This is a genomic window from Paenibacillus glucanolyticus (assembly GCF_037333485.1).
Classification (GTDB): Bacteria; Bacillota; Bacilli; order Paenibacillales; family Paenibacillaceae; genus Paenibacillus_AQ; species Paenibacillus_AQ glucanolyticus.
On the sequence record NZ_CP147845.1, the window covers coordinates 135,151 to 148,525 of the forward strand.

General features: G+C 51.8%; 14 protein-coding genes. 9 read left to right on the top strand and 5 right to left on the bottom strand.

Annotation, left to right across the window (positions count from 1 at the left end):
- Positions 1 to 42: 42 nt before the first annotated feature.
- Positions 43 to 966, bottom strand: a complete 924-nt coding sequence (locus WDY75_RS00640) for a hypothetical protein (protein ID WP_063478150.1) — start codon at positions 964 to 966, stop codon at positions 43 to 45.
- Between the two features lie 121 nt (positions 967 to 1,087).
- On the bottom strand, positions 1,088 to 1,663 hold the full coding sequence (locus tag WDY75_RS00645; RefSeq protein WP_063478149.1) for a sigma-70 family RNA polymerase sigma factor: 576 nt from the start codon (positions 1,661 to 1,663) through the stop codon (positions 1,088 to 1,090).
- A gap of 427 nt (positions 1,664 to 2,090) precedes the next feature.
- Between WDY75_RS00645 and WDY75_RS00650 the strand changes: the two genes are divergently transcribed.
- The 5 genes from WDY75_RS00650 (at position 2,091) to greA (ending at position 7,979) form a co-directional block, all read left to right on the top strand.
- Positions 2,091 to 3,524, top strand: coding sequence for a PTS mannitol transporter subunit IICB (locus tag WDY75_RS00650; RefSeq protein ID WP_036640361.1), 1,434 nt, complete (start codon positions 2,091 to 2,093; stop codon positions 3,522 to 3,524).
- Positions 3,525 to 3,595: 71 nt separating this feature from the next.
- Positions 3,596 to 5,665 (top strand): BglG family transcription antiterminator, encoded by a 2,070-nt coding sequence (locus WDY75_RS00655; protein ID WP_063478148.1) that lies wholly within the window; start codon positions 3,596 to 3,598, stop codon positions 5,663 to 5,665.
- A 16-nt stretch (positions 5,666 to 5,681) separates the two neighbouring features.
- The gene (locus WDY75_RS00660) at positions 5,682 to 6,122 is read left to right on the top strand and encodes a PTS sugar transporter subunit IIA (protein WP_006207198.1); all 441 of its coding nucleotides are present in this window, start codon (positions 5,682 to 5,684) and stop codon (positions 6,120 to 6,122) included.
- Entirely contained in the window at positions 6,119 to 7,288 is a 1,170-nt protein-coding gene (locus WDY75_RS00665; protein ID WP_063478147.1) for a mannitol-1-phosphate 5-dehydrogenase, read from the top strand. The genes WDY75_RS00660 and WDY75_RS00665 overlap by 4 nt, the downstream gene beginning before the upstream one ends.
- Before the next feature lie 214 nt (positions 7,289 to 7,502).
- The gene (gene greA / locus WDY75_RS00670) at positions 7,503 to 7,979 is read left to right on the top strand and encodes a transcription elongation factor GreA (protein ID WP_036640355.1); all 477 of its coding nucleotides are present in this window, start codon (positions 7,503 to 7,505) and stop codon (positions 7,977 to 7,979) included.
- Positions 7,980 to 8,150: 171 nt separating this feature from the next.
- Here greA and WDY75_RS00675 read toward each other — a convergent pair whose 3' ends face one another.
- The 3 genes from WDY75_RS00675 to WDY75_RS00685 all read right to left on the bottom strand — a co-directional run bounded on the left by WDY75_RS00675 (position 8,151) and on the right by WDY75_RS00685 (position 10,333).
- On the bottom strand, positions 8,151 to 9,356 hold the full coding sequence (locus WDY75_RS00675) for an MFS transporter (RefSeq protein WP_040680068.1): 1,206 nt from the start codon (positions 9,354 to 9,356) through the stop codon (positions 8,151 to 8,153).
- A 290-nt stretch (positions 9,357 to 9,646) separates the two neighbouring features.
- Positions 9,647 to 9,937 carry a hypothetical protein gene (locus tag WDY75_RS00680; RefSeq protein ID WP_006207193.1) on the bottom strand — a complete coding sequence of 97 codons (291 nt, stop codon included), beginning with the start codon at positions 9,935 to 9,937 and terminating at the stop codon, positions 9,647 to 9,649.
- Positions 9,938 to 10,021: 84 nt separating this feature from the next.
- Positions 10,022 to 10,333: a hypothetical protein gene (locus tag WDY75_RS00685; RefSeq protein ID WP_063478146.1), complete on the bottom strand. Its 312-nt coding sequence runs from the start codon at positions 10,331 to 10,333 to the stop codon at positions 10,022 to 10,024.
- A 152-nt stretch (positions 10,334 to 10,485) separates the two neighbouring features.
- On the opposite strand from WDY75_RS00685, the gene WDY75_RS00690 reads away from it, so the two are divergent.
- The 4 genes from WDY75_RS00690 to WDY75_RS00705 all read left to right on the top strand — a co-directional run bounded on the left by WDY75_RS00690 (position 10,486) and on the right by WDY75_RS00705 (position 13,280).
- Entirely contained in the window at positions 10,486 to 10,842 is a 357-nt protein-coding gene (locus tag WDY75_RS00690) for a nucleotide excision repair endonuclease (RefSeq protein WP_006207191.1), read from the top strand.
- 271 nt (positions 10,843 to 11,113) lie between these two features.
- Complete coding sequence (locus WDY75_RS00695; protein ID WP_040680067.1) at positions 11,114 to 11,443, top strand: helix-turn-helix transcriptional regulator; 330 nt, start codon at positions 11,114 to 11,116, stop codon at positions 11,441 to 11,443.
- 24 nt (positions 11,444 to 11,467) lie between these two features.
- A complete protein-coding gene (locus tag WDY75_RS00700; protein WP_063478145.1) occupies positions 11,468 to 11,980 on the top strand; it encodes an SRPBCC domain-containing protein in 513 nt (170 codons plus the stop codon).
- Positions 11,981 to 12,218: 238 nt separating this feature from the next.
- The gene (locus tag WDY75_RS00705) at positions 12,219 to 13,280 is read left to right on the top strand and encodes an LLM class flavin-dependent oxidoreductase (RefSeq protein ID WP_063478144.1); all 1,062 of its coding nucleotides are present in this window, start codon (positions 12,219 to 12,221) and stop codon (positions 13,278 to 13,280) included.
- The last annotated feature ends 95 nt before the right edge of the window (positions 13,281 to 13,375 follow it).

Sequence of the window (13,375 nt, forward strand, 5' to 3'; positions counted from 1 at the left end):
CCGGCTTGCCTAGTACATGGATTATCTCAAACGATTGATTCGTTATTTCTTCGACGGTGCTTCATTTTTGTGCTCAATCACATGCAATACTTTCGGTTCGACAGCTTTTAGCATTTGTTCATTTGAAGTTTTGCCTGTTGGAGCATCGCCATGATGCTCTCCTTGAATTTGTGTATCAACCTGTGTTTGGGCGATGACATCGATCACCTGTTGTTTTGAGACGTTTTTAGAGGCAGCAACCTCCACAACGGAGTTCCCTTTGGCCAATTCTTCTTTCAATTCCGTTGCGCTCATTCCTAATAGGGCAAACAGCTTTGCATCATTCAAGAAGGCATCGGCAAAATAATCCGGCTTACCGTTCGTGGTGAAGAAACCTTCTACTTCAGCATTGGAAGGCGTAGCCTCACCTTCGATCCGAGAAGCACTGATGGTATTGCCATGCACAAATATCTGATAGAACGGCTCACTGGCTCCCTTTTTGCTGTAATTCAGCATCCACGTTTTTTGATCCGGGTTGTCCATTGGCTCCATAGCAAACTCGTAATCTTCGATGGGGCCATACATTCTATTGATGAGATCATCTACCTTTGCCTTGATTTCCTGATCGGTCAGAGCCATGAGCGGCTTCTCCTTGGGCTCCCAGTTCTCTTGAATCACGTGTTCAATCGTACCCGACACACTGTTCATATGAAGGGTAATCGTTTTGCCCGTCCCTCCCTTTTCCCGCAGCATGATGCTGGTTTGAACGTCTTGAACGGTGCTTGCATTGACCATCTCGAACGATTTGGTTTCGGGAAATGCGCTATACAGCTTCTCAAGCGCTGCATTGCCAACCTCATCCGACTTGATCTGTTCGGTAGTCATGGATGTTCTGGTAAGGATCTCGATTAGGGGAGGAGCCGCAAATGCCGCAGTTGGAATCAGAATCGCCGTGGCAACAATTCCGCTAATGAATCTTTTTTTCATCGTTTTTTTGCTCCTTTTGGGTTGGAAGTATTGTGAATAGGATTGTTCTATTCGTTTGGAAATGTCCGGGGGACACGCCATAGCCTCTGCCTTTTTGTGCAGATGTTCACGGATTTTGTGTTCAATAGGCATTGATTTTTTCCATCCTTTCCGGGGGGAGATTCCGTAAGTTCTTTCGCAGGGCCGTAAGGCCTGCATGATATCTGGATTTGACTGTTCCCAGGGGGATTTCGAGCAATGTCGCGATTTCTTCAAGAGCATAGTCGTGAAAAAAACGGAGGATAATCACCGTACGCTGTTTGTCCGTCAGCTGCTGGATTGCCTTCGATATCATCTGGTTCGTCTCATCCATGAACACGGCGGGCTGATCCCAGTGGGACTCTTCCCGCGAGAAGGCGCGGATACGTTCAAAAATTCGGAATCTCCGCCAGCTCTTAACCCGAAATCTCTGCACTTGTCGGATCACCAAGCCGTGCAGCCAGAAGTGGAATGGCCGGTTCGTATCGTAGTTTGCAAGCGAGGTCCACATTTGCATATAGATCTCATTCATGACATCTTCCCGATCCTGCGGGTGATCCACCAGAAAGGAAACGGTCCGGTAGACATCCTGGTAGGTAGCATCATACATCGCATGGAACGCCTGTTGATGCCCATCTTTCATTTGTGTAAGTAGCTGGTACATGTATTCACTTTGCATTCAGAGGGCCCTCCTGGGTAAGCAGCTTACACCCTATATTGTCTCTATGGCAGAAAAAGGTTCGGTCCCTCTTCTTATTTTTTTGCACAAGGCTAAAGCGCAAGAGGACAGCTATCGGTTCGTTGAACTTAGGAAGATAGGTGTACGAGCTCCGTGAAATTCGCCCATTGGCAGGGTAATATCACTCATAAAATTGGAATTTACAGGGTGGTGCGGTCATGCGAATCTTCGAATGAAAACGCGAGCCATCATGTATTTTCAAAAAAACGACATGATCCTTTTAAAAGTTGTCAACAATATTCTTGACGAAACCCGCTTTTCCTTTCGTTGAGCCTTTTGCCGGGCTGACTTAACATATAGATGTCAGAGCAAGGCGACAACACAATATTCAGATTTATTGTTCAAATATGACTAGGAGGTCAATACGATGTCCAATGAGACAAATACAAACGCTTCCAAAGGTATCCGGGTAAGGGTTCAACAGCTCGGCCGTCTCCTTAGCGGCATGGTGATGCCGAATATCGGCGCGTTCATCGCTTGGGGTCTGATTACGGCTCTGTTCATCCCGACCGGCTGGTTCCCTAACGAGAAACTCGGGGAATTGGTCGGCCCGATGATCACGTACCTGCTCCCGCTCTTAATCGGTTATACGGGCGGACAGATGGTTCACGGCAAGCGCGGTGCGGTCATCGGTGCTGTGGCAACAATCGGCGTCATTGTCGGGGCGGATATTCCGATGTTCCTCGGCGCCATGATTGTTGGTCCGATTGCAGCTTGGGTATTGAAGCAATTCGACAAGCTGATTGACGGCAAAATCAAATCCGGCTTCGAAATGCTGGTCAACAACTTCTCGCTCGGTATTATCGGGGGCGCGCTGACCCTGGTGGCTTACACCGGAATCGGGCCGCTGGTACAGGGAATTACCAGAGCGCTCTCGGCAGGCGTGGATGTACTGGTCAATGCCAACCTGCTGCCGCTCGTTAACATTATCATTGAGCCGGCGAAGGTGCTGTTCCTTAACAATGCAATCAACCACGGGATTTTCAGTCCAATCGCAACAGAGGAATCAGCACGTATTGGTCAATCTGTTCTGTATATGCTGGAATCGAATCCGGGTCCTGGTCTCGGCATTCTGCTTGCCTATTGGATCTTCGGACGCGGCTCTGCCAAATCCTCCGCACCCGGCGCGGTAGTGATCCACTTCCTGGGCGGTATTCATGAGATTTACTTCCCATACATTCTGATGAAGCCGGTTCTGATCCTGGCCGCGATTGCGGGCGGCGTTGCCGGAACCTTCACCTTCCAGATCTTTGGAGCCGGATTGGTGGGGCCCGCGTCGCCGGGCAGTATCTTTGCTTTCATCGCTATGGCGCCTAAGGGCGGACTGCTTCCGGTGCTGGCCGGTGTTCTTGCCGCAGCTATTGTATCCTTTGCGGTAGCGGCATTGCTGCTCAAAACGGGTAAGAAGACAGAAGAAGAGCCGAATCTTGAAGAAGCCTCCGCGAAGATGAAGGAAATGAAGACCGGCGGCATGAACGACCAGGTTGCTCCTGCATCTGCGGCTGTTGCCAATCTGGATAAAGACAATGTGAACAAAATCGTGTTTGCTTGTGACGCCGGCATGGGCTCCAGCGCAATGGGCGCCTCGGTGCTTAGAAAGAAACTGCAGCAAGCGGGTGTCAACATTACCGTTGTGAACTCGGCTGTAAGTGAAATACCGGATGACGCGGATATTGTCATCACCCAGAAGACACTCACGGAGCGGGCCATCGCCAAGAATCCGAATGCGGAGCATATCTCGATCGACAACTTCCTGAAGAGTCCGAGATATGATGAGCTGGTGGAACGACTCAAAGACTAAATAGTTCTGCATCATATGACACGCTGGCGTAATTACGCCGGCGTTGTCTCCATTTCATGAAGAAGGGAGCCATGCGTCTGGGACAAATCACTGCCCGCCAGCGACAAATCCTTCTGCTCCTGATGAGCAGGACCGAGGGCATGACAGCTGCGGAAATAGCGGCTGAGATCGGGGTCAGCGTCAGGACGGTTCACCGGGAAATGGAGGAGATTGAGAAAGGACTGCAAGGCGCAGACGTTCTGCTTCATAAAAAGTCGGGAACGGGCATCCGGCTGGAAGGAGAAACGCCTGAGGGTATCGCCCAGCTGCGGAAACGCCTGCTTGAAGGTAAGCCTGCCGATTATTCCGTGGAAGAGCGCAAAATCCTCATGTTATGTGCTTTGCTTGAGGCTGATGAACCCATCAAACTGTTTGCCCTGGCCCACAGTTTGAAGGTGACCGTGCCTACCGTCAGCAGCGATCTGGATGAGCTGGAGCCCTTAATGAAGAGGTTCAAGCTTAATCTGATCCGCCGCAGAGGTTACGGGGTTGAGCTTGAAGGCACGGAAGCCGTAAGGCGAAGGGCCATTTGCAGGCTTGCGGAGGAATATCTGGATTATTCGGATCTTGTCGGGGACGGTTACAGCGATGCCCGAGAGCCGGTGACGGCCCGGCTGCTCTCCATGGTTGGTAAACCGGTGCTGCTGGATGTGGAGAAAAGCTTGTGGGATATGAACTGGAGCTGGACGGAGAGCCTTAGCGAAAGTGCCTATACCTCCATGCTGATTGCCTTATCGGTTTCCGTGAAGCGGATCAGGCAGGGACGGCGTATGGAGGAGGCCGATATCGCCACTCAGGATGGAGCCTCCTCCTCCATGGAGGAAGCCAGAGATTTTGCCGTTCGTCTCGGTGAAACACTGGAGATCCCTTTTACGGATTCAGAAATGAAATATATCTCGAATTTGTTCGAGGCAGCCAGGGATATGTCCGAGGTCAGTGAGCTGGCCCATACGGATGTGGAAATGGTGGAGATGGCGCACCGCCTGATCGAGCGGGTGCAGCGGCGCACCGGCATTCCGTTTCAAGAGGATCGCACGCTGCGGGCAGGCTTGGTGGAGCATATCGGTGCAGCCATGAAACGGATTCGGGAAGGGACCCGGATTCGGAACCCGCTGCTGAGTCCGATCCGGAAGGATTATGAGGAGCTGTTCGGGATTGTCCGGCATTCGGTTGATGAGCTGAGGCTGGGCTTGACCATCCCGGATGAGGAAATCGGGTTTCTGGTTATGCATTTTGGGGCGTCAAGTGAACGCCTGAACCAGCTGGGACACCATCTGAAAGCCATCCTCGTATGCTCCAGCGGACTTAGCTCCTCAAGGCTTCTCGGAACCCGGCTGAACAAGGAGATGCCTCAGATTGAGGTGCTTGGCAACGTGTCATGGTATGAAGCGGCTCGAATGCCGAAGGAGCAATATGATCTCATTATATCGACCATAGATCTTCCGCTGCCGAAGGATCGATATGTGAGATTAAGCCCGCTGCTGACAGCGGATGATAAAGAGGCGCTGCTTCAATATATCCAGAGCACGTCCGTGAAGCCGGGTGGAAGCGGCACGGCCGTCAACCGGATCGAAGAACAGCGTAAAGCTGCATCATTCGAACGGCTTCGCCTGCAGGCCGCGCTGATGAATGCGATTGTATCGCTCCTGGACGGCTTTCATGTGCATGATCTGGATAACCGCCCGGATGACCTGGAGGGTACGTTGAACGAGGCCTTGGCCAAGGTATACGAGTGCGGTGCGGTCAGCGATGCGGAGAAGGTGAAGGAGCGGTTGCTTGAGCGTGAACGGATGGGCACTCAGCTCATCCCGGATACGACGCTGGCTTTGTTCCATACGCGCAGCCGTTATATCGCCTGCCCGTCGCTTACCCTGTTCCGGTTAGCGCATGCCGCACCGCTTGAGGATGGGGCGGAAGCAGGGGTCATTCTGCTGATGCTGGCACCGAAGCAGCTCCCGAAGGAGAGCCTGGAGGTGCTCAGCGAGATCAGTGCGATGCTGCTCGGCTCCGAGCTGATTGAGCTGATGGAGCGGGGCGGCGAGGACGAAATTCGGTCATACCTGGCTGAAGAGCTGCAGCATTTTTTCAATCACAGACCATAGAAAGAGGGAGACTAACATGAATAACATACTGTCCAAAGATAAAGTCGTATTGAATGCGAAGGCAAATGATAAAAGCGAGGCCATCCGCATGGCGGGGAATCTGCTGGTGCAGGCAGGCCACGTATCAGAGGATTACGTAGATAAGATGCTGGAGCGCGAAGAGATTGCATCCACTTATATGGGCGGGGGACTCGCGATTCCTCACGGCACCAAGGAAGCCAAAGGCATGGTTATCTCTACGGGATTGTCCATCGTTCGCTTCCCGGAAGGCGTTGATTTCGGCGGAGACGAGCCGGCGTTCATCGTCATTGGGATCGCGGCCGCTGGCGGTGACCATATGGAGATTCTGACAAACGTTGCGATGATCTTCACAGATGACGAGAGCATTGAGAAGGTGATGAACGCATCGAGCGAAGAGGAGATTCTGGCCATCTTCGAAGGAGGAATGGGCGCATGAAGGCAGTCCATTTCGGAGCAGGGAACATCGGGCGCGGGTTTATAGGGCTTCTGTTGTCCCAGGCAGGTTACGAGGTTTGTTTTGTCGATGTGAACGAGGAGCTGGTTTCGGAGCTGAAGGCTCGTGGAGAATATCCTGTAACACTGGCCAGCGAAGGGCAGGAGACAACGGTTGTAAAGGGCATTACGGCCCTCAACAGCGCTTCGGAGCCGGAGGCTGCCGCGCGTGCGGTGGCAGAAGCCGATCTCGTCACAACAGCGGTAGGCGTGAACATTCTGAAGTTTATTGCCGGTACCATTGCCGAAGGGCTGAAGCTCCGGTTGCAGGGAGAATCGGCACCGCTGCATATTATTGCATGCGAGAATGCCATCGGCGGCAGTACACAGCTGAAAGAGCGTGTGTACGGTAAGCTGGATGATGAGACGAAGCAGAAGGCCGACCAGCGGGTAGCTTTCCCGGATGCAGCCGTAGACCGGATCGTGCCGCTGCAGCAGCATGAGGACCGCTTGAAGGTGGTGGTGGAGCCGTTCTATGAGTGGGCGGTGGATCGCTCGCAGATGTTTGAAGGCTACACGCCGGTAGAAGGCATTCACTATGTGGACCGCCTGGAGCCGTACATTGAGCGCAAGCTGTTTACGGTGAATACCGGTCACTGCTCTGCTGCCTATGTAGGCTTCCTGAAAGGCTATGAGACGATTCAGGACGCCATGAAGGATGACGAGGTGGCGGCCCATGTGCGCGCGGTGCTGGAGGAAACAGGGGCTGCGCTTGTGCATAAACATGGCTTCAATTCTGCCGAGCATGGAGCGTATATTGACACCATTCTGGAGCGGTTCCGTAATCCGGCGCTGACAGACGAGGTATCCCGCGTCGGACGCTCCCCGATTCGGAAGCTGTCTCCCGGCGACCGGCTGGTATCTCCAGCGATGCTGGCATTCGAGAGCGGGCTCCCTTACAAGAGTCTGGCCAAATCCATGGCAGCGGCCTTGTTGTTTGATGTGCCCGAAGACCCGGAAAGTGTAGAACTGCAAGCCTCCGTACGGGATATCGGAGTAAGCGACACGGCTTCCCAATATACCGGTATGGCTGGCGAGCATCCGATTATGGGTGAGCTGATGGAGCAATATGAAGCCTTGAAGGCGGAGACTGAGGCTGGGCGGTCATAATTTTTAGCTATGAGAGAAAACCCCTGATTTTCTTTACGGAGAAATCAGGGTTTTTTTGGGCTCGCTTCAGGATGAGCTCCGCTTCCTCAACGCTGGTGTCCAGCTGCCAGGGAGGAATTCCATAATTTCCATCCGTTGATTTTCAGAAAATTTTCGCTTATTTTCGGAATTAAGAGTACACTAGAAGTAAGAAACCGAAGTGGATGTGATGAACATGGCAGAAGAACTGATCTTGACCCAAGAGGGCTATGATAAACTCCAGGAGGAACTGGATGACCTCAAATATGTAAAACGCAAAGAGTTAGCGGAACGGATCAAGCTTGCGATCAGCTATGGTGACTTGAAGGAGAACAGCGAGTACCACTCGGCCAAGAACGACCAGGCGTTTATGGAAACGCGCATCATTATCCTAGAAAAAACACTGAACAGCGCCCGGATTGTCGACTCCAAGCAGGTAAGCTCGACAACGGTGAATGTCGGTTCGAATGTCGTCCTGAACGACATCGAGTTTGCAGAGAAGCTTGAATATCAGGTTGTAGGCCCGGCAGAAGCAGACGTGTTGAATAATAAAGTCTCCTATGAAAGCCCGCTCGGCAAAGCACTGATGGGCAAAGCGGTTGGCGACCAAGTCAACGTGGATGCACCGATGGGCATCGTCAAGTACGAGTTGCTGGAGATCAAGGTGTTGTAAACGATCGATCATTTGCGTCTAACGCCATGATGGATGGGATCCTTGGAACTGCTGGCTGTCTGCATAGCAGACGTTATTCAGATTGCCGCAGCATCTGTAGATGGATGAACTCATATATAAATGAAAGGCGTAATCCGGGAGTGTCATGTCCGGTTACGCCTTTTCTCATGATTATGCCCCAGCCGCAGCAGCCTTGCGCTCATACATATAGCAGGCTCCCCCGAGAATGAAGGCAAGTCCTACTAATGCAGCTCCTACCCAAGGCAGGGAGGTTAAGCTCAAATGGGTAATGACCAATCCGCCAATGAAGGCTCCCGCTGCATTTCCGAGATTACCGGCGGAGTGGCTTGCCGTAGAGGCAAGTGCCGGGGCCGACTGGGCAAGACTCATCACGCGTACCTGCATCCCGGGCATCACAGCGAAGGAGGCAGCGCCCCAGAGCACGATGGTCAGCACAGCAGTCACCGGATGATAGATGGTAACGGTGAAGATGGTCAGGATAACGGCAGTCGTGAAGTAGACGCCCAGAATGGAGGGCAATAGCTTCCAGTCTGCAAGTCTTCCGCCCACGATGTTACCCGCGGTCACGCCGATGCCGAACAGCACCAGAATCCAGGTGACGCTGGGCTCTGCAAAGCCGGTGATCTCAATGAGCAGCGGAGCAATATAGGTGAATACAGCGAACAGGCCCGCGTTGCCAAGCGCTCCGATGAGCAGGAAGAGAAGCAGTCCTGGCTTCATAAGGGCTGTGATCTGCTGGGCGATGCTCGAGGCCTGCTCCTGGCGGATCTTCGGAATGAAGATCAGAATACCAATCAATGCGATAACGCCCATAATGGCAATCGCCCCGAAGGAGGCGCGCCAGCCCATCGTTTGACCGATGAAGGTACCGATCGGAACCCCGATGATGTTGGCTATCGTTAACCCTGCCATCATGATCGATACGGCCCCGGCTCGCTTGTCCGGCCGTACCAGGTTCGAGGCGATAACGGCTCCCACACCGAAGAAGGTGCCGTGTGTCAGTGCCGTCAGCATCCGGGCACCCATCAGCACGGCATAGTTGGGAGCGAAGACCGATACGCCATTGCCCAGAATGAATAAACCCATGAGCAGCAGGAGCAGCTTCTTTTGCGGGATTTGGTGGGTAAGAACGGTCAGGATAGGAGCTCCTACAGCTACCCCGAGCGCATACATCGTAATCAGCTGTCCGGCAGAGGCGATGCTGACGTTCAGATCGTCCGCGACGTTCGGGAGTATTCCCATGATCACGAATTCCGTCATTCCAATGGCAAAAGCGCCTACAGTAAGAGACAATATCGAGATGGGAAACGGCTCTTTAGGCCCTTTGTTCCCAGTGGCCTGCTGCGATAATTCCATGATGTTCAAGTCAACCTTTCTGCTGTGTATGTTAAAGATATAAACCCAATCTATATTATCGGATTTGAAAGTGGGCCTGTTACATATTATTTAACGTTCTCCGATGATAATCAAGAATTTTATTTTTGGGCAAAATGGACATGCTGATCATGTAAGCTTATTCGGCATATTAGCTTGTCCGCTATGTAAAGCTTGTGAGAGTACCACCCAGGCACTCTCTTCATGAAGCAAGCAAACGATTGTGGTCATCCCATACAGTCGGTTGATCCTGTCCCTTTGCTGTGATGGATTTAGAAACAGGTAAACGACTCGATTCTCCCCAGATCAAATCCTGAGAATACCCACATCCTCCCGGTCCAGCGAAAGCCGGCAACCGATGTCCGGCCAACAAAGGTCGGATAAAACCAGAAGCCCGGCCCATTTCTCGGCCAAATATAGGTGTTGCGGAATAGACAGCCCGTAATAGCTCCAGGGTCAACGGCAAAGGTAGCTGCAAGCGGTTGTTGGGGTACAGTCTGCGGGGGTGGAGAAGAGGGCCCTTGTTGCGGTCCCTGAGGTCCTTGCGGCGGCATAAATGCCATAATGGATTCACTCCTTAATCGGTTTATAGGTTTGGAAGTGAGCAAGAGCGGCTACACCATCAAGAATGCAAGATGAGCCAGGCTCTAGGTATAGAGCAGGGTGATTACTAGTAATTCGAAGAGGACAAGGGGCAGAATGACATGATTATAGTAGCTGGGACCGAAACCGCGCTGGTGAGTGTAGTCTGGCAGACTTAAGTATAGAATTCCTCTGTCACACCGGATAATCGTCCCTTCAAAGACGTCACCGTCCAGCGTTTCGACGCGAACCAGTTGGTTCGCATGCTGTTTGCACAGATGGTGAATATGATCCCGAACGGATTGGATGCTGTGCCTCATATTGGGTTCAGCTTGATATAAGGTTTGTTCCTGGTGTCCTGGATATTGAAGACTCATATGGAAAGACCCCCATCGTTATTAGTCATACATAGATTACATCCTATGCGGATGCCTATAGAGGGGTGCTCCTGAAATTCCCGCATGGGCAAATTTGTAGATTAGTGATACTATTTAGATCAATATATGAATTGAGGAAGTGAGCGTTAGTCGTGATCAATATAACCATCCCCAAGCCGGACGTCACCATTACCAAGCAGGCTGCTCCGGAACTGAGCCATATTTATGGATTTACGGATTTCCACCTGATCCCGAGAGACCGGGGCGGGATCTTTATGTTCTACAACAGCAAGGAGGAGCTCTTGTTTGTTGGCAAAGCGAGAAAGCTAAGACCGCGGATCAAGAAGCATTTTGAAGATAGCGTATCTCCCATTAAGGACCATCGTAATGAAGTGACAAGAATAGAGGTCTGTGTCATCGAAGATGCCGTTCACAGAGAAATCTATGAAACCTATATTATCAATGAATTAAAGGCTGAATATAATGTGGACAAAGTGTTCTTTAAATAAAGGACATGTGAAATGGAGCAAGGAGAGGCAATAGACGGGGTCTTGGAGAGATCAACGTTTATTGCTTTTTTTTTCGTGGTTGTCCCATCGTTGCAATAAAATCTAAATATTCCTTTACAGGAATATTCCTGATGTGGTATATTGAATTCAAGAAATCAAACACACCATTATATCCGTAAAAAAAAGAGGTGATGATGATGACGGGAACAGAGAGAATGAAGAATTGTCATATCTCAAGGACCATCGGTGCTGTAACGGTCATCATGACACAATGGAACTGACAACGTTTACCGCATTAGCTGAACCGAGTCGCTTCCGCATTGTGGACCTTCTGCTGAGGGGACCGATGACGGTAGGGGATATCGCCGAACGTCTGGAGATCAGGCAGCCCCAAGCCTCGAAACATCTGAAGGTGCTGCTGGAGGCTGGGCTGGTGGAAGTTAAGGCTGACGCCAACCGGCGAAATTACATGCTTCGATCCGAGCCGTTTGAGGAGATGGACCACTGGCTGAATGATTACCGCAGAATTTGGAGCGAGCGGTTCGACAACTTGGATAACTACTTGGAGAAACTTCAGGCTGACACGAAGAATCAGGATTAAGCTACTTAATATGAGGAGGAATGTATGATGGCAAACACCATGATTACCCGTGTGGAAGGGCAAGTACTTGTACTGGAACGTGTTTTTAATGCACCAAGAGAGCTGGTATTCAAGGTATTCTCTGACGGAGAGCATCTGAAGCAGTGGTGGGGCCCGCGCGGGTGGGAGGTTACCGTATCCAGCATGGATTTCCGTCCAGGCGGTTCTTGGCATTACTGTATGAAATGCATGGATAAGAATCAGGGCGATTTCTACGGCATGGAATCCTGGGGCAAATCGGTTTATGAGGAAATTGAGGCGCCTGGGAAAATAGTCTATATCGACTATTTCTCGGATGCGGAAGGCCAAGTTGCAGAGGGGATGCCCGCAACCACGGTTACCATGACCCTTGAGGAGATCGATGGAAAGACCAAGCTGGTCAGTCGAGGTGTATATGAATCCCCAGAAGCACTCAAAACCGTGCTGGAGATGGGAATGGAAGAGGGCATTACCCAAACCTGGGACCGTCTCGAGGAATACTTGGCAGCCCAACAGTAACTTTATTACCATCATGCAATCTCGGTTACGCGATATAAAGAATGGCTGGAATCCGCAAGGATACGGCCATTTTTTTATTTTCCTGACATCATGATTGCATAGAATCCACCGCATCAGTTAACTTGTAACTTGAAAAACAGAAGCCAAAAGTTCAATATAAAGATAAATGGATAATCAAAACCGTGTTGTCTGCCAGAGGGGCGGGTCAATGACACATACATAACAGGAGGAAATCGAGATGGAGATCGGAGTCAGTTCATTTGTTGAGACATGGCCGGATGTGAAGACCGGGGAAGTGATCAGCCATGCGCAGCGGCTGCGCGAGGTAGTGGAGGAGATCGTTCTGGCCGATCAGGTGGGCCTGGATGTCTATGGCGTAGGCGAGCACCATCGCAAGGATTATGCCGCATCTTCGCCAGCCGTTGTGCTTGCCGCGGCAGCGTCGCAGACGAAGTGGATTCGGCTGACCAGCGCAGTTACGGTGCTGTCCTCTGCGGATCCGGTGCGGGTCTTTCAGGATTTTGCTACCTTGGACGCGATTTCGAACGGGCGTGCAGAGATTATGGCGGGCCGGGGCTCCTTCATCGAATCGTTTCCGCTGTTCGGCTACGATCTGAGTCATTATGACGAGCTGTTTGAAGAGAAGCTGGAGCTGCTGCTTAAGATCCGGGAATCGGAGAAGGTAACCTGGAGCGGCGGACACCGTCCCGCGATCCAAAATTTAGGCGTGTACCCACGCCCGGTTCAGAATCCGCTGCCGGTGTGGATTGGCAGCGGCGGCAATTCGGAATCGGTCGTGCGCGCAGGCTTGCTCGGTTTGCCGCTTGTGCTGGCGATTATCGGCGGCAGCCCCTTGCAGTTCGCGCCGCTGGTCAAGCTGTATAAAGAAGCGGCGGCCCATGCGGGGCATGATGTGTCAAAACTGCCAATTGGCTCGCACTCGCATGGATTTATTGCGGAAGATACCGAGATGGCAGCGGACAAGTTCTTCCCATCGACCCAAGCCAGCATGAATGTGCTGGGACGGGAGCGGGGCTGGGGATATTATGACCGTGCGAGATTCGATGCGGCACGAAGCTTCGAAGGTGCCCTTTATGTGGGAGACCCGGAGACGGTCGCCCAGAAAATCATTCACCTCCGCAAACACGTAGGCATTACCCGCTTTATGCTGCATGTCCCGGTCGGGACGATGCCTCATGATGAAGTCATGAGAGCCATTGAATTGCTCGGAACCGAGGTAGCACCCCGGGTCCGCAAGGAAATTGATCGCTGGGAAGCGGCTGGTGAGCCAGAGGAATGAAGCCATGGTTGATAACAGGATCGGATTTAAATAGAAACCTTTCGGGGTCACCCCGCGTTTATTACATAGGCTAAGACAAGCTGAGAATAGGGTGG